The sequence below is a fragment of the Amycolatopsis sp. NPDC114504 genome (genome assembly GCF_055633595.1).
The window spans coordinates 711,554-730,851 of record NZ_JBVKDU010000004.1; the positions used below are offsets into that span (position 1 = coordinate 711,554).

18 protein-coding genes are annotated in these 19,298 nt (G+C 73.4%); 9 read left to right on the top strand and 9 right to left on the bottom strand.

Features of this window, described 5'->3' with window-relative positions; all coding sequences use genetic code 11:
• Positions 1-25: 25 nt before the first annotated feature.
• The 3 genes from ACZ7PG_RS32835 to ACZ7PG_RS32845 are packed head-to-tail and all read right to left on the bottom strand — an operon-like array spanning position 26 to position 3,332.
• Positions 26-469 carry a hypothetical protein gene (locus ACZ7PG_RS32835; RefSeq protein ID WP_470243018.1) on the bottom strand — a complete coding sequence of 148 codons (444 nt, stop codon included), beginning with the start codon at positions 467-469 and terminating at the stop codon, positions 26-28.
• Positions 450-2,150 carry a methyltransferase gene (locus ACZ7PG_RS32840; protein WP_470243019.1) on the bottom strand — a complete coding sequence of 567 codons (1,701 nt, stop codon included), beginning with the start codon at positions 2,148-2,150 and terminating at the stop codon, positions 450-452. Before ACZ7PG_RS32840 ends, ACZ7PG_RS32835 begins: the two co-directional genes overlap by 20 nt.
• A gap of 15 nt (positions 2,151-2,165) precedes the next feature.
• Positions 2,166-3,332 carry a 4-hydroxybenzoate 3-monooxygenase gene (locus tag ACZ7PG_RS32845; protein ID WP_470243020.1) on the bottom strand — a complete coding sequence of 389 codons (1,167 nt, stop codon included), beginning with the start codon at positions 3,330-3,332 and terminating at the stop codon, positions 2,166-2,168.
• A gap of 302 nt (positions 3,333-3,634) precedes the next feature.
• On the opposite strand from ACZ7PG_RS32845, the gene ACZ7PG_RS32850 reads away from it, so the two are divergent.
• Entirely contained in the window at positions 3,635-4,612 is a 978-nt protein-coding gene (locus ACZ7PG_RS32850) for a helix-turn-helix domain-containing protein (protein ID WP_470243021.1), read from the top strand.
• Positions 4,613-4,764: 152 nt separating this feature from the next.
• On the opposite strand, the gene ACZ7PG_RS32855 is transcribed toward ACZ7PG_RS32850, so the two are convergent.
• Both ACZ7PG_RS32855 and ACZ7PG_RS32860 read right to left on the bottom strand, forming a co-directional pair.
• On the bottom strand, positions 4,765-5,505 hold the full coding sequence (locus tag ACZ7PG_RS32855) for a D-Ala-D-Ala carboxypeptidase family metallohydrolase (protein WP_470243022.1): 741 nt from the start codon (positions 5,503-5,505) through the stop codon (positions 4,765-4,767).
• 23 nt (positions 5,506-5,528) lie between these two features.
• Positions 5,529-6,848, bottom strand: a complete 1,320-nt coding sequence (locus ACZ7PG_RS32860) for a GH25 family lysozyme (protein ID WP_470243023.1) — start codon at positions 6,846-6,848, stop codon at positions 5,529-5,531.
• Positions 6,849-7,043: 195 nt separating this feature from the next.
• Between ACZ7PG_RS32860 and ACZ7PG_RS32865 the strand changes: the two genes are divergently transcribed.
• Positions 7,044-7,847, top strand: coding sequence for an adenylate/guanylate cyclase domain-containing protein (locus ACZ7PG_RS32865; protein WP_470243024.1), 804 nt, complete (start codon positions 7,044-7,046; stop codon positions 7,845-7,847).
• Between the two features lie 85 nt (positions 7,848-7,932).
• The gene (locus ACZ7PG_RS32870) at positions 7,933-8,958 is read left to right on the top strand and encodes an MBL fold metallo-hydrolase (protein WP_470243025.1); all 1,026 of its coding nucleotides are present in this window, start codon (positions 7,933-7,935) and stop codon (positions 8,956-8,958) included.
• Positions 8,959-9,047: 89 nt separating this feature from the next.
• Here ACZ7PG_RS32870 and ACZ7PG_RS32875 read toward each other — a convergent pair whose 3' ends face one another.
• Together ACZ7PG_RS32875 and ACZ7PG_RS32880 are read right to left on the bottom strand one after the other, a co-directional pair.
• Positions 9,048-10,037: an LLM class flavin-dependent oxidoreductase gene (locus ACZ7PG_RS32875; RefSeq protein ID WP_470243026.1), complete on the bottom strand. Its 990-nt coding sequence runs from the start codon at positions 10,035-10,037 to the stop codon at positions 9,048-9,050.
• A gap of 25 nt (positions 10,038-10,062) precedes the next feature.
• Entirely contained in the window at positions 10,063-10,965 is a 903-nt protein-coding gene (locus ACZ7PG_RS32880) for an SMP-30/gluconolactonase/LRE family protein (protein ID WP_470243027.1), read from the bottom strand.
• Between the two features lie 114 nt (positions 10,966-11,079).
• Between ACZ7PG_RS32880 and ACZ7PG_RS32885 the strand changes: the two genes are divergently transcribed.
• Both ACZ7PG_RS32885 and ACZ7PG_RS32890 read left to right on the top strand, forming a co-directional pair.
• Positions 11,080-11,769 (top strand): TetR/AcrR family transcriptional regulator, encoded by a 690-nt coding sequence (locus ACZ7PG_RS32885; RefSeq protein ID WP_470243028.1) that lies wholly within the window; start codon positions 11,080-11,082, stop codon positions 11,767-11,769.
• 89 nt (positions 11,770-11,858) lie between these two features.
• Positions 11,859-12,068, top strand: coding sequence for a hypothetical protein (locus tag ACZ7PG_RS32890; protein WP_470243029.1), 210 nt, complete (start codon positions 11,859-11,861; stop codon positions 12,066-12,068).
• Here ACZ7PG_RS32890 and ACZ7PG_RS32895 read toward each other — a convergent pair.
• Positions 12,025-12,888 (bottom strand): LysR family transcriptional regulator, encoded by an 864-nt coding sequence (locus ACZ7PG_RS32895; RefSeq protein WP_470243030.1) that lies wholly within the window; start codon positions 12,886-12,888, stop codon positions 12,025-12,027. The two genes, ACZ7PG_RS32890 and ACZ7PG_RS32895, sit on opposite strands and share 44 nt — an antisense overlap.
• 115 nt (positions 12,889-13,003) lie before the next feature.
• On the opposite strand from ACZ7PG_RS32895, the gene ACZ7PG_RS32900 reads away from it, so the two are divergent.
• From ACZ7PG_RS32900 to ACZ7PG_RS32915, 4 genes are all read left to right on the top strand, one after another.
• Positions 13,004-14,563 (top strand): long-chain-fatty-acid--CoA ligase, encoded by a 1,560-nt coding sequence (locus ACZ7PG_RS32900; RefSeq protein ID WP_470243031.1) that lies wholly within the window; start codon positions 13,004-13,006, stop codon positions 14,561-14,563.
• A gap of 149 nt (positions 14,564-14,712) precedes the next feature.
• On the top strand, positions 14,713-16,254 hold the full coding sequence (locus tag ACZ7PG_RS32905; protein WP_470243032.1) for an alpha/beta hydrolase: 1,542 nt from the start codon (positions 14,713-14,715) through the stop codon (positions 16,252-16,254).
• A 244-nt stretch (positions 16,255-16,498) separates the two neighbouring features.
• Entirely contained in the window at positions 16,499-17,644 is a 1,146-nt protein-coding gene (locus ACZ7PG_RS32910; RefSeq protein ID WP_470243033.1) for a sensor histidine kinase, read from the top strand.
• A complete protein-coding gene (locus tag ACZ7PG_RS32915; protein WP_470243034.1) occupies positions 17,641-18,315 on the top strand; it encodes a response regulator in 675 nt (224 codons plus the stop codon). The genes ACZ7PG_RS32910 and ACZ7PG_RS32915 overlap by 4 nt, the downstream gene beginning before the upstream one ends.
• Here the strand turns inward: ACZ7PG_RS32915 and ACZ7PG_RS32920 are convergent.
• A complete protein-coding gene (locus ACZ7PG_RS32920; RefSeq protein ID WP_470243035.1) occupies positions 18,299-19,120 on the bottom strand; it encodes a CPBP family intramembrane glutamic endopeptidase in 822 nt (273 codons plus the stop codon). The genes ACZ7PG_RS32915 and ACZ7PG_RS32920 overlap by 17 nt on opposite strands.
• Positions 19,121-19,298 lie beyond the last annotated feature (178 nt).

The window sequence follows — 19,298 nt, forward strand, 5'->3', positions numbered from 1 at the left end:
GACGGATGTGTTCCGGCCACCGCGATCACCGGCGGCCGGTGGCCAGGATGACGAGGAACTGGCCGCCGCCCGGCTCGACGTTGGCCGTCACCGGTAGTCCCGGCACGAGCCGGGAAAACCGGTCCACCAGCCAGTCCGCCGCTTCCTGGGCGTCCTTCTTCGTCGGCGAACGGGCCACCATCTCCCGGCCGCCCTTGCGCTCCAGCCGGCCGGCCACGGTGATCAGCGGCGCGGGTTCGGCCACGTGCAGCCGGTCCGGCCAGGCGATGACCACCTTGACCGCGCCCTTGCGGGTGTTGCACCCGCGGTGCGCGAGCCGCTCGGCGACCTTGGCCTTCCGGTCGGCGGTCCGGCTGTCGACGCTCGGCCCCCGCGGGTCGTTCACCGACATCCCGGGGTCGACCGGTTCGTCGCACACCCAGCAGCGCCAGCCGTCGCGCTCGGCCACGTCATGGAGACTCAGACTCATCCGGGCAAACTAGCCTCCCCGGGCGCGGCACCCCCTTGCGGGCACGCAGTACGTGGGCGTCCAGCGCCAGCGGGCGGACGTCGGCCAGCTCGAAACCCGCGCCGGCCAGCAGCACGCGGTAGTGGGACTCGGTGCGTTCGCGGCCGCCGACGTTGCAGAGCATGTGGATGTCCCACGGCACCGCCAGCGAGGCGGTCCCGTCGGCCTCGGGCAGCAGGCGCTCGACGATCAGCAGCTCCGCGTCGTCCGGCATGCCCGCGGCGCAGACGGTGAGGATGGTGTGGCACCGCGCGTCGTCCCAGTCGTGCAGGACGCGGGAGAGGAGGTAGACGTCGCCGGCGCCGGGGACGGCCTCGGTGAAGTCGCCGGCGACCAGGGTGCAGCGCGTCGCGTACCGCGCCAGCGCCGGCTCCGCGACGGCCAGTGCTTCCGGACGGTCCATGAGGACGCCGTCGACCGCCGGGCAGGCGTCGAGGACGCGGGACAGCAACGCGCCGTTGCCGCCGGCGACGTCGACGACGACCCGGGCACCCGAGAAGTCGACGACGTGGGTGAGCTCGGCGAACATCGCGTTGCTGGCCGCCATGGACCGGTGGAACAGGTCCGCCAGCGCGGGGTTCGCCGCCAGGTGGGCGAAGTGGTGCGCGCCGAAGACCTTCGCGTACGACTCCTCGCCGGTGCGGACGGCTTCGGTGAGCGCGGCGAAGGACTCGTAGAACGGGCCGCCGTACATCAGGGCGAGCGCCGCCATGGAGCCGTCGACGTCCGAGCGCAGCAGGGCGCCCAGGTCGGTGAGCGCGTACCCCGCGGGTGTCGCGCGGACGACGCCGAGGGTGCCCAGGTAGCGCAGGAGCCGGCCCAGGCTCTCCCGGTCGGCGCCGGTCGCCGCGGCGAGATCCGCGAGGTCGGCGGTCGCGGCCAGGTGGTCCGGCAGGCGCAGCTCGACGGCCGTGGCCACGGCCCGCGTGGCCCAGGCGCCGGTCAGCAGCCCGAGCAGTTCCGTGCCGGGCTCGGACTCGCGCCGGTGCGCGGCGAGCACCCCCGGGAACTCGCCGGTGCACAGCAGTTCCAGCCGCCGGTAGGCGGGCGCGGGGTGGTCGGCGTCGCGGAAGTAGAGGACGGTGGCGTCTTCGTGGCCGTTGTACCCGCCCCCGTCCGGGCGCAGCTGCCCGGCGATCGCCGCGCGCAGTCCGCTCAGGACGACCGGGTCGGCCCGGGGTACCGCGAGCGCGAAGTGGCTTTCGTGGCCGCGCCGGCGTTCGTCGGCGGCGACGTGGGCCAGCTCCGGCGGGGTCAGCAGGACGAAGATCTCCAGCGAGCACGACCGGCCGGCGCGGTCGGTCACCGGGGCGCGCAGGATGCCGACCGTCAGGTCGGCGGCGGGCACGCCGTAGCGGCGGCTCAGCCGCTCCCGCACGACGACGCTGGGCCGCATCGGCCCGGTTTCGAGGCCGTGGCGGGCCAGTTCCTCACCGAGCCCCTCGAGGGTGCCCGGGAAGATCAGCAGCGCCACGTGGGAGAACGGCGCGTGCGCCGCGAGGGCGGCGCGTTCGGCGGCGGGCAGCGACGGCAGGGCCGCCGCGAGCACCGCGTCGGTGTCGACGGTACGGACGAGGTCATTGGCCGCCGTGAGGCGGTCGAGGTCCTCCGGCGCGAGCGCGGGGGCGATCGTCGCGGTCATGGGCACTCCAGTTGCTCAGATGCCGACGTAGTTCTCGGCGAAGAAATCTTGGTGGGCGCGGGATTCGCGCAGGTTGTCGAGCCGGGCGCGACGCAGCGCGGACCCGAACCGCGCCTCCGGGCCGTCGGCCGCGTCGTGCAGCAGGCCGATCATCCAGTGGGAGAACTCCTGCGCCCGCCAGATGCGGGGCAGGCAGGTGCGCGAGTAGGCGGCCAGGCCGCGCTCGTCGTCGCGCAGCAGGGCGTCGGTGAGCGCGGCCGCCAGTACCTCGGCGGCCATGATCGCCAGGTTGGCGCCCTTGGCGGCCGACGGGCTGATCAGGCTGGCGGCGTCGCCGACGAGGAAGAGCCGGCCGTGCCGCACGGGGTCGACGACGTCCGACCGCAGCCGCACGATCCGGCGCTCGGTGACCGGCCCCTGCCGCAGCGGGCCGAACTCCCCGGTCCGCATCCGGACGGCCAGCTCGGCCCAGATCCGCTCGTCGGTCCAGGCCGCGGCGTCGTCGCCGGGCGGGACCTGCAGGTAGTAGCGCGTGACCGCCGGTCCCCGCGCCATGTGCCCGGCGAACCCGTTGCGGTGCAAGGCATAGGTGACCGCCGGCATGCTCTGGGGTGCTTCCGCGAGCACGGCCAGCCAGGAGATCCCGTGGTCGCGGGCGTAGCGGTTTGGCGCCGGAACGGCCCGACGGGTGACGCCGTTGCCGCCGTCGCAGCCCGCGAGGAACCGGGCGGCGACTTCGCCGGTGCTGCCCCGCTCGTCGCGGAAGCGCACGGTCGCGGTCTCGGCGTCGACGTCCGTGACCGTCACGCCGAAACGCAGTTCGCCGCCGCGGGCGACGTATTCGGCGATGAGGTCGGCGACGAGCAGCTGCTGCGGGTAGACGGTGTGCGGTTCACCGCGGCCGAGCCGGTCGTACCGCAGCTCGAACTCGCCGGCTTCGTCGCGGAACGCGCAGGTGCCGTGCGTGCGGCCGTGCCGCAGCATCCCGGCGCCGAGTCCGTGCTCGGTCAGCACCCGGGCGCTGTTCGCGCCGAGGAACCCCGCCCGCGCCCGGGCTTCCACGTGCTCGCGGCCGCCGCGTTCCAGGACGAGCGTGTCGATCCCGGCCGCGCGCAGCAGGTTCCCGAGCACCAGTCCGGCGGGTCCCGCGCCGACGATGAGCACCGATGTCCGATCGGCCATTTCTCTTCGGCCCGTTCCCTTCCCCGACGACGACGGGCCGCCCACGCCGGGCGGCCCGGGCGAGACCTAATCAGGTCCGCGCCCGCCCGCCCCGCGTGTCGGCGTCGTGGCGCGGGGAATCACCCATAAGGGATCGCCGGCGGACGGCGACCGGGATCCGTCGGCATGCCGGCGGGTGGCCACCACACGGGCGGTCACCGCTCGGCCGGGTGGCGCAATCCGTGGGTTTCCGCCCGGCTCGCCGCGGGACGGTGTTAACTTCCGTCCCTCATCCGCTGCCCGAGCGAGGTGGTCCCGTCACCGTGACACCGCACATGGACAAGTTCGCCGCGTACCTGCGCATGTTGAAGGACCGCAGCGGGCAGGGCTACGAACGGCTGGGCCGGCTGGCCGGGGCCAGCGGCTCCAGCCTGCACCGGTACTGCTCGGGCAAGAGCGTGCCCGCCGACTACCGCGTGGTCCACTCGTTCGCCAAGGTCTGCGGCGCGTCCGCGGAAGAGCTGCGCGAACTGCACCAGCTGTGGGCGCTGGCCGACGCCGACCGGGCCGACGAGGTTCCGGCGGAGCCCGCCGAGACCCCGCCGCGGGCACCCGGTGAGGACGCCGCGCGGTCACCCCGGCGGCGCTGGTACGTCGCGGTGGCCATCGCGATCGTGGTCCTGCTGGCGGGCGGCCTGGTCTGGGTCACCGCCGACGGCTCCGAGCAGGCACCGGGCCGGTACGCCGACCGCGTGCTGTTCTCCCCCGGCTGCCAGCCGCCGGTGAGCATGGGCCAGCACGACGAGTGCGTCACCGAGGTGCAGAACCTGCTGGTCTCGGCCCAGGGACGGCTTTCGGTCGACGGCTCGTTCGGCCCGGAGACGCTGCGCCGGGTCACCGCGTTCCAGGTACTGGCCGGCCTGCCCGCCCGCGGTGTCGTCGACGAGGCCACCAAGACCGCGCTGTACGACCACCGGACCAGCCTGGCCGGCTGGTCGACGACCATGGTCGAGCAGCGGATCCGGGCCGTGTTCACCGAAGCGCCGGACACCGCGGTCGCGATCGCCCGCTGCGCCTCGTTCCTCGATCCGCTGTGGGTCCTGCCGAACACGAACGGCAGCCGCAACTGGGGGATCTTCCAGATCTCCGACGGCCGCCTGCTGGAGCTGGACGGCACGCCGCTGCGGGCGTTCGACCCGGCCTGGAACATCGACGCGGCGCACCGCCTGTGGAGCGCGCACCACGACTTCCACGACTGGCCGGCCTGCTCGGCGGCGCTCCAGAACCCGCTGTCCCACTGAGCCTGTCGCGCTGGGGCCGGGAAAGGGCGAAGCCCGCGCCCTCCGCGAGGGGCGGCCCCGGCGGGCGGGGCCGGAGGGCACGGGCTTCGCGGCACGCTGACGCCGGAAACCCCCGAGGGCGGGGTTTCCGGCGTCAGACCCCCAGCCGCCGGTCAGACCGTGCCGTTCTCCCACCACCACGCGCGGCCGAGGTCGGCCCGGCTGTCCACGTGCTGGTGGTCGGTGTTGTAGGTCTCCAGGCCGGAGAACCCGCTGGTCTCGGCCTTCTGGTAGACGGTCTTGTTGGCCACGCCCGGCACGTCCAGGTCGGCCGCGGTGCCGTACATGTGCATGCTGTCGCTGGCGCCGCCGATCTCCGCGTTGTGCGCGATGCTGCGGAACCCGGAGTTCACCGTGATCGGCTTGTTCCCGAGCTTCTTGCGCACCGCCTCCAGCTTGTACATGCAGCGGCGGGCGTTCTCCTTGGCGGTGGCCGCGCTGACCTTGCCGCCGTTGAAGGTGCCGCTCACCCGGTCGGTGAACTCGCTGAAGTTGAAGTGCGCCGTGGACCCGTCGCTCTGCTCCAGCGCGTTGAGCGCGCTCTGGGTGGCCGGGCCGACCTCGCCGTCCGCGCCCAGGCCGTAGGCCGCCTGGAACCGGCGGACCGCCGCGGCCGTGCCGGGGCCGAACTCGCCGTCGATCGAGACCCGGCTGTGGCTCGGCGAGTCGGCCGCCCAGCCCGCGACCCGGATCTGGAGCTCGGTGACGTCGGCGCCGGTGTTGCCCTGCACGAGGGTGCGGGACCACGGGTACGCCTGGGCGGTGCCGGCCAGCAGCAGCGGGCTGACCACCGCGGCGGTGCCGATGACCGCCGCGCCGCGCAGCACCGTGCGGCGGCTCATGGGGAGACTCATTCTCGTCCTTTCGTAGCGGGGATTCAGCGGTTGGCGAGCTGGTCGAGATCGGCCTGGGTGCCGTTGAAGACGTCCCCGGTCGCCGGGGCGGGGATGCCGTCGGGGATGGCCGCGTCGGTGTACTGCCACATCAGCCAGGTGCTCGACCCGGCCGGCAGCGCCGGAGCCGTGACGGACTGGCGGTAGTCGGCGAGCTGCATCGGGTAGGCGGAAAGCGCCGTGGTGCCACCGAGGCAGGCGTCCAGGAACGACTTCTGGGTGTAGATGATCGGGGTGCGGCCGAACGCCGTCTGGACCTTGTCCAGCCACGCCTTGGCGTCGGCGACGGTGACGAACGGCGGGCAGCCGCCGGAGCCGTCGTCCTTCCACTCCAGGTCGAACACGGGCGGCAGGTCACCGGCGCGCTTGCCGGTGTACCCGGTGGCCTTGACGGCGGCGATGAACCGGTCCGCCTGCGCACCACCGGTGCCGGCCGCGGTGCCCGTGTAGAAGTGGTACGGCCCCACGGCCAGGCCGGCGTTGCGGGCCGCGGGCAGGTCCGTGGCCAGGTAGTCGTCGGTGACGTTGAGGCCGCGGGTCGCCTTGACGGTCGCGAACTCGACCCCGGACGCCTTCACCGCGCCCCAGTTGATCGCCGCGCCGCCGGGGTGCTGGTACTTCGCCGTGTCCACGCCGTCGATCGGGTGCCCGGCGGGCTTCGGCGGCGTGCAGTAGGTGTTGCGGCTGGACCAGTCGGTGACCTTCGCCCACGTGGTGGGCCCGGCGACGCCGTCGGCACTGGCGTTGACGCAGTGCTGGAACTGGATCACGCGGTTGCGGGTGCCGTCGCCGAAGTTGCCGTCCACGGTCAGCGGCGGGTAGTGGCCCGGCTCCATGGCGAGGTTCAGCCGGCACTGCAGTTCCTTGACTTCCGTGCCGGTGGACCCGCTCTGCAGGGTCGGGCGGGCGGTGGACAGGCCGCACACCACGCTCTGCGCGGTGCCCGCCGTGCCCTGGGTGGCGCACTTGCGCGGCCGCGCGGACCACGAGTTCAGCGCGGCCCACGTGTTCGGCCCGATCTCGCCGTCCACGCTCAGCGCGGCGCACTTCTGGAACACGCGCACGCGGGCGTCGGTCGCCGGGCCGAAGGAGCCGTCCGCGCCGATGGGCGAGTACCGGCTCGCCTTGGTCGCCAGGTTCAGTTCGCACTGGGCCTCGGCGACCTCGGCGCCGGACGCCCCTTGTTTCAGGGTGGGCTGGGCACTGGTGTGCCCGCACACCGCGACGGGTTCGGCCGCGGCGGTGGTGGCGGCTGAGGTGGGGAACACCAGCAGCACCGCGACGGCCAGAGCGAGTTTCTGCATGGCGAGGAGGCTGGCAGCGGCCGCCGCGCCGGTCGCCGGTCCGCGGCCGACTCGGGACGCCGGGACAGTCCCACCCCGCCGGACCAGCGGGAACGCCACCCCCGTGGGACACCGCTGGGACGCCGTGCGCCACCGGCACGTGACCCGCGTTGCTTCGCGAGGTCCGGTCCCGGACCGGCCGGTAGCATGCGGCCGGTGACCGACAGCCACGACGACCGGCCGGACCGTGTCCGGAAGGGGGCCCGCTTCGTCGATCGGCTGCGGGCGGCCGACCGGCGCCCGGGCCTGGTCCGCTCCGCCCGCGCCGTGCGGCGCCTGATCCCGGGCGACCGCGACCTCGGCGACGCGCTGTCGACGACCGCGGGTCACCCGTCGGACCGGGTCGCCCGGCTGCTGGCCGAAGCGAAGGACGAGCAGCCCAGCACGATGCGGGAGCTCGGGCTCGCGGCCGTGCAGGTCTGGCAGGCCGTCGCCCAGGGCCGCGACGGCGACACCGGCGAGACGACGATCGTGTTCACCGACCTGGTCGGCTTCTCGAGCTGGGCCCTCGACGTCGGCGACGCGCGGGCGCTCGAGCTGCTGCGTGCCGTGTCGACCGCGAGCGAGGCCACGATCGCCCGCCACCGCGGCCGGGTGGTCAAGGGCCTCGGCGACGGCTTGATGGCCGTCTTCGGCGAGCCGGCGGCCGCGGTCGAGGCGGCGTACGAGACGTGCGGCGCGGTCAGCGCGATCGACCTCGACGGCTACCGCCCCCGGCTGCGGGCGGGCCTGCACACCGGACGGTCGCGCAAGGTCGGCCGCGACTACTTCGGGGTCGACGTCAACATCGCAGCCCGGGTCGCCGACGCGTCCGCCGGCGGCGAAGTCCTCGTCACCGGGGACGTGCTGGCGAGAGTCGACACCGAGCGGTTCACCGTCCGGCGGCGCCGGTTCCGCGCGAAGGGCGCGCCAGGCGACCTCGAGGTGTTCGCCGTCGTCCCGCGCTACGACGAGGCCTGACCGCCACGAGATATGTCACACGCACGCGGGCCGGGTCAGCCACTAAAGTCGTTGCATAGGCTCCACAACCAACCAGGACAGGCACATGCCCGCGAACGCGATCGACCAGCCGGACGACTGGACCACGCCCGGAGCGCACCCGGTCGCGCCCGGCATCCACCGCATCCCCCTGCCACTGCCGATCGCGGGCTTGTCCACGGTGAACGCCTACGTGCTCGAGGGCCCGGACGGCCTGGTGCTGATCGACCCGGGCTGGGTGAGCCCGGCCAACGAGCGCGCCGTCACGACCGCGCTGGCCGAGCTGGGACACGGGCTCGGCGACGTCCGGACCTGCCTCGCGACGCACCACCACTGGGACCACTACACGCAGGCCTTCGCGTGGCGTGAGCCGCTGGGCGTCCGGCTGCTGATCGGCGAGAACGAGCGGTTCAGCATCGAGGGCTTCGACACCACCAACCCGTTCCCCCGGCACCCGGAACTCCTGGCGCGGTGCGGGGCCGACGAGCTGGCCGAGCGAGTGCTCGCCATCAACATGTCCGGCGCCGAGACACCGTACGGGCCCCCCGACGGCTGGCTGCGCGACGGCGACCGGATCCCGCTGCGGCACGGCGAGCTGGAGGTGGTCGCGACCCCGGGCCACACTCGCGGCCACGTCGTCTACACCCACGCGGCGGCGGGCGTGCTGTTCGCCGGCGACCACGTGCTGCCGAGGATCACCCCCTCGCTGGGCTTCGAAGTCGCGCCCGAGGCGACGCCGCTGCGCTCGTTCACCGCGTCCCTGAAGCTCCTGCTCGACCGGCCCGACCAGGTGCTGCTGCCGGCCCACGGCGCGGCCGGCCCGAGCACGCACGCCCGGGTCCGCGAGCTCCTCGACCACCACCGCGAGCGGCTCGACGAGGTCAACGAGCTCCTGGTGGCCGGCGCGACCACGGCGTACGAGGTCGCGCGGCGGCTGCCGTGGACGAGGCACCGCCGTCAGCTGGACGCGCTCCAGCTCGAACACCAGCTGTCCGCGGTGATGGAGATCGAGGCCCACCTCGACGTCCTGGCCCACCTCGGCCGCGTCACCATCGACGAGACCCCGGCCGCGCGGCGGTACAACGCCGCTTAGCTGTCTTGATCTGGCGTCGCGCGTCCGAGGTCCAGTCGCCGGCTGAACAGGGCCGAGTCTGATCTGGCGCGGCGAAGGGGCGCTACCGGCTAGCTCTTCGCGGCTTCGAGGAACCGCTCCAGCTCGGCCCGGGTGTCGGGCCCGCACGGCTGGAACACGATCTCGGTGACTCCCCGGGCCGCGACCTCGTCCAACCGCCGCCGGATCTCGTCCCGGGTGCCGCTCATCGTCACGTCGCGCAGCATCTCGTGGCCGCCGGCCTGCCATGCCGCCTGGTCGGCCTCGCCCAGCTCCACGCAGTGACCCGTGTGGACCGCGAGGTGCCGCCGGTCCGGTGGCGTCCGCTCCACCACCTCCAGCCACTCCTCGCCGCCCGGGAGTGCCCGCACGGCGGAAGCGCCGCCGAACTCGTGAGCACCGTGGTACGCCAACGCCCACCCCGGCCCGGCGGCCTGGCGCGCGTGCTCGGTGTCGGTGCCTTCTCCCTCGTCGAGCACCGTGCCCCACACGAGGTACGGCACCCACGAGTACTCGCTCATGAACTCGGGCAGCTGCAGCGTGACGTACAGCCCGTCGCCGAGCTCCTTGGCGACCCGGTGGCCCTTCGGCCCCAGCGCGCCGATCAGGATCGGGACGTCGACGGGCCGGGCCGGGGCGTGCCCGGCGGGGTGCAGCATCCGCATCCGCGCCCCCTCCCACTCGACGACGTCGCCCTGCAGAAGGCCGCGGTAGGCCCGGATGTAAGACTCCATGTAGGACCAGGTGACCGCGCCGTAGCCCATCGCGCGGCGGCCGGTGAACCCGGTGCCGAACGAGATCGCGACGCGGCCCGGCGCCAGCGCGGCGAGCGTCGCGGTCGCCGCGGCGTTGACCATCGGGTGCCGCAGGCTGGGCACCAGCACGCCGGGGCCGAGCCCGATCCGCTCGGTGCGTTCGGCGGCCAGTGCGAGGGTCATCCACACATCGGGACTCTGCTGCGGGGTGTCGTAGACCCACGCCCGCGCGTAGCCCAGCTCTTCGGCCACGGCGATGTGGTCCGGGGAGTCCAGTGCGGTCGGGAAAGCGCAGGAGACCTCCACGAGGCCCCTCCTTTCGACGGGCCGGTCAGGGCAGGCCGGCGTGCGGGACCTCGACCTCGACCGAAAGAAGCTGGGCCTCGCGCACCGGACGGCGTTCGTGCTCGGCGAAGGACGGCGCCGCGCAGAGGTACAGCGTGCGTCCGTCGTCGCCGCCGAGCATGCAGGCGAAGACCCCCGTGCCGGCGTCGATCTCGTCGAGGATCCGGCCGCCCTCCTGGACCCGGATGACGCGGTTGTGGACGGCGTCGGCCACCCAGATCGCGCCCTCGGCGTCGGCGCAGATGCCGTCGGGGGCCACTTCGAGGCGCTGCACGGCTTCGCCGACGTCGTCGGTCTGCGGAGTCTCCCCGAACTGCGCCCACACGCGGCGTCCGCTCAGCTCGCCGTCCTCGGTGATGTCGAAGGCGGTCAGCCGCGCGGCGAAGGTCTCGGCGACGACCAGCACGCCGCCGGGCAGGATCACCATGCCGTTGGGGAAACCCAGGTCCTCGGCGGCGACGGCGACGCTCCCGTCCGCGTCGACGCGGGTGAGCGTGGTGTAGCGCAGCGCGGCGCCGCCCATGAGGTCGAAGCCGAAGTTGCCGACCCACGCGCGGCCGCGGTCGTCGACGACCATGTCGTTGAGCACCCCGGACACCACCTCGGACAGGTCGGCGTGCTCCGTCAGCCCTCCCGACGCGTCGCGCACGAGTACGCGGTGGTCGCGCATCGACACGACGAGCAGGCGCCCGTCCGGCAGGAACCCGAGGCCCGACGGCTGTCCCGGAACCTCGGCGACGACCTCGGTCTCGCCGCGGCCGTCGATCGTCACGACTTTTTCGGTGTAGAAGTCCGACACCCACAGCCTGCCGTCGTGCCACCGCGGGCATTCGAGGTAGGAGAAGCCGTCGAGCACGACGGCCGGCTGCCTGGTCGCGGGCTGACCCATCGCGACCCTCCTTACGTCTTCGTCGACGTTGGTTTCGGCTGACTGAGCGCACAGTTACCATGACCGCGAGGCCCGGAGGTGTCAAGTCCGGCACCCGGCGAGGGGAGAGCTGCGATGTCCGGAAAGGACCGCCGTCGCGGCGGCGGGCGATATCCGGCGGCGGCCGCCATGGAGCTGACGACCACCCTCGGGCCCGAAACGGTCCCGGGCGAGTTCTGGGGAGAGGACACTTCCCCGGTGGCTCGCGCGCTGCTGTCCTCGGCCGTGCAGTGCTTCGCCCGCAAGGGTTTCCACGCGACCACCACCCGCGACATCACCGCCGTCGTCGGTCTCAGTCCCGGTTCGCTGTACGTGCACTTCGCTTCGAAGGAAGCCGTGCTGTTCCACATCGCCCGGACCGGTCACGAGCGCGCCCTCGCGACGCTGGCGGCCCAGGACGACGACGGCGACACCCGGCACCACCTCCGGCGGCTGGTGGCCGGGCACGTGTCGTGGCACGCTCGCCACCACACCGTGGCGAGGGTCTGCCAGTACGAACTGGCGGCCCTCGAGCCGGACCACTTCGGCGAGATCCTCGTGCTCCGGCAACGGTTCTCGGCGATGGTGCAGACCGCCGTCGAACGCGGCGTCGGGGAAGGCGTCTTCGACGTCCCCGACATCGGCCGGGCGGTGCGCGCGATCCTGTCGCTCGGCATCGACCTGGTGCGCTGGTACCGCCTCGACGGCGCGGACTCCCCCGAGGACCTCGGTGAGTCCTACGCCGAACTCGCCGCCCGGATGCTCGGCTGCCCCTCCCCCGGCTGAGGTTCCCGCCGGCACTCAGCGATTCCCAAGCTGAATCCGAGCGAAATCATGCGTTGGACTCGCCACCGTCCCGGACCGATACTCGAACCATGGCGGACACCGAGACCACCGACCTCGCCCGGCTGCTGCGGCAGTTCGGCGTCCGCGCGCTCGTGCTGGCCGGGGTTGCCGCGCTCGTCGGGTTCACCACCGTCACGATGGCCTTGGCGCTCGCCGGCTGCGCGTTGCTGTTCGCTCCCGTCGGACGGCGGCGGGTCACGTCAGCAGATGCGCCAGCAACGCCCGAGCCGCCGGGTTGACCGGCTCCGGGCCGCGGCCCGCGAGGTGGATCGCCCGGCTGATGGCGGGCTGTTCGAAGCGCGCGAACGGCAGGCCGGACCGCTCCGCCACCGGCTGCGGCACGATCGACACCCCCAGGCCGGCCGCCACCAGCTCGACCAGCAGCGGCAGGTGCGTGGCCTCGCAGACGCGGTTCTGACGCACACCCGCGTCGGCGAAGCGGCGCGCGACCATCACCTGGATGCCGCTGCCGCTGAAGTCGACGAACGGCTCGCCGTCGAGCTCGGCGAGCCGGACGCGGCGACGGCGGGCGAGGCGGTGGCCCGGGTGGCTGAGCAGCACGAGCTGCTGGCTCCACTCCCGGAACCCGGTCAGCTCGCCGGGCAGCGGCTCGTCGCCGGCGAGGAACGCCAGGTCCAGCTCGCCACTCGCGACGGCGGCCGCCAGGTCGGGGACCGTGCCGTCGCGGACGTGCATGCGGATCCCCGGATGGCGGTTCCGGAACTCGCCGAGCTTCGCGGGCAGGTCGAGCACGCTCAGGGCCTGGATCGTCCCGATCGACACGCGCCCGCTCGTCAGCCCGGCCCGCGACGCGACCTCACCCCGCGCGGCCTCCACGTCCGCGACGATCCGGTGCGCCATCGGCACCAGCGCCCGCCCGGCCTCGGTCAGCGTGACCCGGCGCGTCGTGCGCTCGAACAGCGGCAGGCCCAGGTCGGCCTCGAGCTTGCGGACCGACGCGCTCAACGCCGACTGCACCACGTGCACCTCCTGCGCCGCCGCGGTGAAGCTCCCGCACCGCACCACCGCGAGGAAGTGCTCGACCTGCCTCAGCTCCATTCAGCGATCGTAGAGCTGAATCAGCCGCGAAGACGACGCGTGGTCAAGCCGGCCACCATCGTGGTAGAAATAGAACCTGTTCCACTTTTGCCCACCGGAGCCGGGAGGTGCGTGGATGAGCGTCCCGACGGTGACCGAGCTGCTGCTGGCCCGCGCCGGCGACGAGCGCCCGGGCCTGCGGTTCGAGGACGAGACGTACTCGTGGGCCGAGCACGTCCGGGCGTCGGCGATCCGCGCGGCCGACCTCCGGGAGACGCTGGACTGGGGCAAACCGCCCCACGTCGGCGTTCTGGCCGACAACGTGCCGGCCTTCTCCGTCCTCCTGGGCGCCTGCGCGTTCGCCGGGGCGGTCCTGGTCGGCCTCAACCCGACGCGGCGCGGAGCGGCCCTCGCGCGGGACATCCGGCTCGCCGACTGCCAGTTCGTGCTCACCGAGCGGAAGTACCGGCCCCTGCTGGAAGGACTGGACCTCGGCGGGATCGACGTGCGCGATCTGGACGCGCCGCCGTCGGCGCATGCGCCGCTCGACCCCGTCGCCGCCTCGCCGGACGACCTGCTCATGCTGATCTTCACCTCCGGCACCAGCGGCGACCCGAAGGCCGTGCGCTGCACCCACGGCAAGATCGCCTTCCCCGGCGCGATGCTCGCCCAGCGCTTCGGACTATCCACATCGGACACGGTCTACGTCACGATGCCGCTGTTCCACTCCAACGCCGTCATGGCCGGCTGGGCGGTCGGGCTCGCGGCGGGTGCGGGCATCGCCCTGCGCCGCCGGTTCTCCGCGTCCGGCTTCCTGCCCGACGTGCGGAAGTTCGGCGCGACCTACGCCAACTACGTGGGCAAGCCGCTGTCCTACGTGGTCGCCACTCCCCCGCAACCGGACGACGCGGACAACCCCCTGCGCCTCGTCTACGGGAACGAAGGAGCGAGCGCCGACCTCGCCGCGTTCGAGAAACGCTTCGGCTGCAAGGTCATCGACGCGTTCGGCTCCACCGAAGGCGGGGTCGGTTTCGCCCGCACCGACGACACGCCGCCCGGCTCACTCGGCCGGCCGGCCGGCGACGTCGCCATCCTGCACCCGCACACCGGCCGGCCGTGCCCGCCGGCCGAGTTCGATCCCGACGGCCGGCTGAGCAACGCCGAAGAGGCCGTCGGCGAGCTGGTCAACACCACCGGCGCCGGCTGGTTCGCCGGCTACTACCGCGACCCCGAAGCGGACGCGGAACGGTTGCGCGGCGGGCTGTTCCACACCGGCGACCTCGCCTACGCCGACGCGGCCGGGTTCTGCTACTTCGCCGGACGGCTCGGCGACTGGCTCCGCGTCGACGGTGAGAACCTCGGCACCGCGCCGATCGAGCGAATTCTCTTACGGCACCCCGCGATCACCGACGCCGCCGTCTACGCGGTGCCCGACCCGGTGACCGGGGACCAGGTGATGGCCGCGATCGTCACCGACGGCACTCCCCTGGACCCCGCCGAGTTCGGCCGTTTTCTCGCCGGCCAGCCCGATCTCGGGCCCAAGCAGGTGCCCGCCTACGTGCGCACGGTCCGGGAGCTGCCGCGGACGTCGACGTTCAAGGTCCTCAAACGGCGGCTTTCCGCCGAGGGCCTGAACTGCGACGACGTGGTCTGGCAGCGCGTCGGACGGGACATCGCCTACGCCGTCCCCGCCTGAAGATCGCGCCGTTGTCCCTCGGGAGAGCTACCGGAACTGCTCGCTCCGGGGTGACGTTTTCGCTGTCCGGTTCTCGCTAACTTCGTGGCCGTCAACGCGGACGGCGGCGCAGAAGGGCCCGCCGCCGCGGAAATCGGAGGGCGAGCACCATGAGGAAGACACGCGGCCATCGGTTCGCCGCGGCCCTGGCGGTCACCACACTGACCGTTCTCGGCGTGGCCGCCTGCGACAGCGCGGACGACGAAGACAGCCCGGCGGCCGCGGCGCTCGCGTGGGGACCGTGCCCGGCGGCGGCGCCGGGCGCGCCCCGGGATCCCCGGCTCACCTGCGCGAAGGTCAAGGTCCCCCTCGACTACGGCCACCCGGACGGCACGTCGATCGAGGTCGTGATCTCCAAGCTCGGCGCGGCCGATCCCGCGAAGCGGCACGGTGTCCTGCTGCTGAACCCGGGCGGCCCGGCACTGCCGGGTCTCGACACGCCCGCCGCGATGGCGCCGACGCTGCCGAAGCCCGTCCTGGACGGCTACGACCTGATCGGCTTCGACCCGCGCGGCGTCGGGACCAGCACCCCGCAGAGCTGCGGCCTCGAAAACCCCAGCGTCGTCGCCTTGTTCCCCTACCCCGCCGCCGACGGCTCGATCGACGCGAACGTCCAGGCCGCCCGCGCCACGGCCGGGAAGTGCGCCGCTCAGGCCGGGGAGAACCTGCGGTTCTTCACCACCGCCAACACCGCCCGCGACCTCGACCGCGTCCGCGAGGCCCTCGGCGAAGCCAAGATCTCCTACTGGGGCCAGTCCTACGGCACCTACCTCGGGACCGTCTACGGCTCGCTGTACCCGGACCGGGTCGACCGGATGGTCCTGGAGGGCAACGTCGATCCCGCCCACGTCTGGGCCGGTGAAGCGGCGAGCTGGGGCAAGGGCATGGCCGACCGGTTCCCGGACGCGGCCGCCGTCGCCGCCGGGCAGAACGCCGCGCTCGGCCTCGGTGCCACCCCCGCCGACGTCACGCGGACCTACCTCGCGCTCGCCGACCGGCTCGACCGCACCCCGGCGCCGGTGCCGGGCACACCGCAGGCGGTGACCGGGGCGCTGCTGCGCGGCGTCACCTACGCGCTGCTGATCCACAACGACACCCTGCCGGTGCTCGCCCAGGTCTGGAAGGCGGCCGCGGACCTCGCCGACGGTCACGTCACCGAGGCCGACGGCAAGGTGCTCCAGCAGGTGTTCGCCGACACCCCGGCCGCCCCGGGCGTGCCCGCGGACAACCAGGCGACCATGTTCCTGGCCCTCACCTGCGGGGACGCCGAGTGGTCCCACGACGTCGGCAGCTACGCCAGTGCCACCGCGGCCGACCGGAAGGCCTGGCCGCTGACCGCGGGCATGCCGGCGAACATCTGGCCGTGCGCGTTCTGGCCGCAGCCGATCGAGAAGCCGGTCACGGCCACGGACAAGGGCGCGCGCAACACGCTGATCCTGCAGAACCGCCGCGACCACGCGACCCCGTGGGACTCCGGCATCGGCCTGCGCCACGCCTTGGGCAACCGAGCCGCCTTCGTCGGCGTCGACAACGGCGGCCACTACGTCTACCACGAAGGTTCGGCGTGCGCGGACAACGCGACGGCGAGCTTCCTCGACACCGGCAAGCTGCCGGACCAGGACCTCGACTGCACCGACGTCGCACGGCACTGAACGGCCGCGCTTCGGGGACGCGCGGCCGCGCCCGTTGACTCGCGGCCGCGCGTCGACGGCACCTCCGAGCCGGACCCGGCCGGGCGGTGCAGCCGGCCGCCGCTCCTCCCCCGCGGCGGATTCGGCACCGCGTTGCCCGGGCAGACCACGATTCCCGCACTCGTGGCCTGTCCGGGCTTCGCCGCGTGAACACCTTGCCCGCCAGGACGAACCGGACGGGCCCGGCCTCGCTAGGCTCCCCGCCATGCCGAAGCTCGGACGTCTCCGGAACCGCTGGGCGCGCGTCACCCCGCCGGTCCGGGACCGGGCGCTCGCCGCGGGCGTCACCGTCGCGGCGTTCGTGCCGGGACTCGCCATGCTCGGCGCCCAGTTCGGCGATCTGCCGAGGCACGACGGCGGCTTCCCCGCGGTCGTGCTGGTGCTCGGGCAGACGCTCCCCCTCGCGGTGCGCAGCCGGTGGCCCGCGGCGACCCTGGCGGTCATCGCGACCTGTTTCGCGGCGCACGAAGTGCTCGCGTACTCCCCCTCGATCGGCAGTCTCGCGCTGTACTTCGCGCTCTATTCGGCCGGAGCGCGCGAAGAACGGTTCCGCCGGGCGCTGCCCGTGGCGGTCTCGGCGGGATACGCCGTCTTCGCGGTGCTGGTCGTCTTGCGCGGGTCGCCGTCGGACCTGCTGACCTTCGTCCTCTACTACGCGGTCCTGGCGCTGTTCTGGCTGCTGGGCACCCTGGTCCGGCAGCGACGGCGGGAGGAGGCCGAACGGCGGCGGCTCACCGCCCTGGCCGCGGCGGCCGACGAGCGGGCGCGGCTGGCCCGCGAGCTGCACGACGTCGTCACCCACCACGTGACGGCCATGGTGGTCCAGGCCGACGCCGCCCGGTACCTCCCGCCGGAGAACGCCCCCGAGGTCTTCGCCGCCATTACCGGCTCGGGCCGCGACGCCCTCACCGAGCTGCGTTTCCTGCTCGGCGTCCTCGAAGCGACCGGCGCGCGCACGCCGGGGCTGAGCGCCCTGCGGGGTCTCGTCGAGCAGCCGGGCCGGGTGGTCGAGCTGGTCGAAGCGGGCGAACGCCCGGCGCTGCCGGCGGAAACCGAGCTCACCGCGTACCGGATCGTGCAGGAGGCCCTCACCAACGCGGCCAAGTACGCCGCCGGCCGGCCCGCGACGGTGCGCGTCGGCTACGGTGCGGACCTCCTCGAAATCGAGGTGACCACCGAGGGTCCGGCGACCTCGGCCGGCGCGCTCGGCTCCGGCGGGCGCGGGCTGGCCGGGCTGCGCGACCGGGTCGACGCGCTCGGCGGCCGGTTCACCGCCGGCCCGTCCGAGGACGGGTTCCGCGTCAGCGCCGAGTTCCCCACCACCGAGAGCCACGCCAGGAGCGACCGATGACCGACGGCCCGATCCGGGTGCTGATCTGCGAAGACCAGCAGCTCATCCGCGCGGGGTACGTGGCCGTGCTCGGCGCCCAGCCGGACATGGAGGTGGTGGGGCAGGCCGAGAACGGCCGCGACGCCCTCACCGAGATCGGCCGGCTGCGCCCGGACGTCGTCGTGATGGACATCCAGATGCCGCTGCTGGACGGGATCGAGGTGACCCGCCGCGTCGCCGGCCCCGACGCGGCGACGCCGGCGAAGGTCCTGGTCGTCACGACGTTCAACGTCGGGCAGTACGTCTACGACGCGCTGCGGGCCGGGGCGAGCGGGTTCCTGCTCAAGGACGCGCCGCTGGACGAGCTGGCCGAAGGGGTGCGCACGGTCGCGCGCGGCGAGTCGCTGCTCGCCCCCGCGGTGACCCGGACGCTGATCGGCCGGTACGCCGACCGGATCCAGCCGGTGGCGCCCGCCGGTGGCCCCCTGGAGCGGCTCGCGCCGCGGGAGCTGGAAGTGCTGGAGCTGATCGCCGGCGGCCTGTCGAACGCCGAGATCGCGGCCGAGCTGGTGCTGAGCGTGGAGACGGTGAAGACGTACGTCTCGCGGATCCTCACCAAGCTCGACCTGCGGGACCGGGTGCAGGCCGTGGTGCTGGCCTACCGGACCGGGCTCGTCAGCGCCGCGGGATGAGCTTCGCGCGGCGCAGCAGCAGCGCCGTCACGACCCCGCAGCACAGCAACGCGAACAGGCCGGCTTCCGGGCCGAATGAACCGCCGGTGAGCGCGTCCGGTCCGGAAAGGACGGTCCGCAGCAGGCCGGGTTCGCTGTCGGCGCCGGAGACCGCGGTGCCGAACACGCCGCCCTGGAGGAAGTTCCACGCGAAGTGCAGGCCGATCGGCACCCACAGCGACCGCGTGGCGGTGTAGGCGACGGCGAGCATGGCGCCGCCCTCGACGGCGATGGCCAGCGTGCCCCACAGGGTGGCGTTGCCGTTGATCAGGTGTGTGAGGCCGAAGAGCAGCGACGAGACGACGATCGCGAGGACGCTGCCCACGCGCTGTTCGAGGATGCGGTGGAGCACGCCGCGGAACAGCAGTTCCTCCGTCACCGCCACCGAAGCCATCGAACCGGCGACGCCGAGACAGGCCCAGAACGAGCCACCGGAGACGTCGGCGTCGGTGAAGAGGAACGACAGCAGCATGGTCGCGAGGAAGGCGCCGGCCCCGATGAGCGCGCCGCGGCCGAGACCGCCCCAGCGCCCGGACGCGGCCAGTTCCGTGATCTCGTCGCGGTTTTCGACCCGCCGGGTCACCCACCGGTAGGCGAAGACGGCCCCGGCGGCCGCGCCGATCCCGACCAGGAGCCGCAGGACCGCCACACCCGCCACGAGCGTGTCGAGCCCGCGGGCCGCGACCAGCAGCACGGCGGTGGCGACGAGCAGGACGGGGAACCGGAAGCGCAGCAGCGCCGGCTTCCGCTCGGTGGGGCTGGTCATCGGGGTTCCTCTCGCCGGGCTTTCCTGGTGCGGCGAGATTACGAGCGGGACGTGGCGCACCGCGTCACTCCGTGACGGACACCCGCGGTAGCTCTCGAGAGGGACAACGCGCGGGTTGACAGCTTCGTGACAACGTCGCCCGGGCGGTTCCGCCGCCGCCGGCCGGCTGGTGAGCTTG

What these genes read in the sequence shown, in the direction of transcription:
- ACZ7PG_RS32835 (WP_470243018.1), bottom strand. Translation starts at nt 469, where the DNA reads ATGAGTCTGAGTCTCCATGACGTGGCCGAGCGCGACGGCTGGCGCTGC.
- ACZ7PG_RS32840 (WP_470243019.1), bottom strand. Translation starts at nt 2,150, where the DNA reads ATGACCGCGACGATCGCCCCCGCGCTCGCGCCGGAGGACCTCGACCGC.
- ACZ7PG_RS32845 (WP_470243020.1), bottom strand. Translation starts at nt 3,332, where the DNA reads ATGGCCGATCGGACATCGGTGCTCATCGTCGGCGCGGGACCCGCCGGA.
- ACZ7PG_RS32855 (WP_470243022.1), bottom strand. Translation starts at nt 5,505, where the DNA reads ATGAGTCTCCCCATGAGCCGCCGCACGGTGCTGCGCGGCGCGGCGGTC.
- ACZ7PG_RS32860 (WP_470243023.1), bottom strand. Translation starts at nt 6,848, where the DNA reads ATGCAGAAACTCGCTCTGGCCGTCGCGGTGCTGCTGGTGTTCCCCACC.
- ACZ7PG_RS32870 (WP_470243025.1), top strand. Translation starts at nt 7,933, where the DNA reads ATGCCCGCGAACGCGATCGACCAGCCGGACGACTGGACCACGCCCGGA.
- ACZ7PG_RS32880 (WP_470243027.1), bottom strand. Translation starts at nt 10,965, where the DNA reads ATGGGTCAGCCCGCGACCAGGCAGCCGGCCGTCGTGCTCGACGGCTTC.
- ACZ7PG_RS32885 (WP_470243028.1), top strand. Translation starts at nt 11,080, where the DNA reads ATGTCCGGAAAGGACCGCCGTCGCGGCGGCGGGCGATATCCGGCGGCG.
- ACZ7PG_RS32890 (WP_470243029.1), top strand. Translation starts at nt 11,859, where the DNA reads ATGGCGGACACCGAGACCACCGACCTCGCCCGGCTGCTGCGGCAGTTC.
- ACZ7PG_RS32895 (WP_470243030.1), bottom strand. Translation starts at nt 12,888, where the DNA reads ATGGAGCTGAGGCAGGTCGAGCACTTCCTCGCGGTGGTGCGGTGCGGG.
- ACZ7PG_RS32900 (WP_470243031.1), top strand. Translation starts at nt 13,004, where the DNA reads ATGAGCGTCCCGACGGTGACCGAGCTGCTGCTGGCCCGCGCCGGCGAC.
- ACZ7PG_RS32905 (WP_470243032.1), top strand. Translation starts at nt 14,713, where the DNA reads ATGAGGAAGACACGCGGCCATCGGTTCGCCGCGGCCCTGGCGGTCACC.
- ACZ7PG_RS32910 (WP_470243033.1), top strand. Translation starts at nt 16,499, where the DNA reads ATGCCGAAGCTCGGACGTCTCCGGAACCGCTGGGCGCGCGTCACCCCG.
- ACZ7PG_RS32915 (WP_470243034.1), top strand. Translation starts at nt 17,641, where the DNA reads ATGACCGACGGCCCGATCCGGGTGCTGATCTGCGAAGACCAGCAGCTC.
- ACZ7PG_RS32920 (WP_470243035.1), bottom strand. Translation starts at nt 19,120, where the DNA reads ATGACCAGCCCCACCGAGCGGAAGCCGGCGCTGCTGCGCTTCCGGTTC.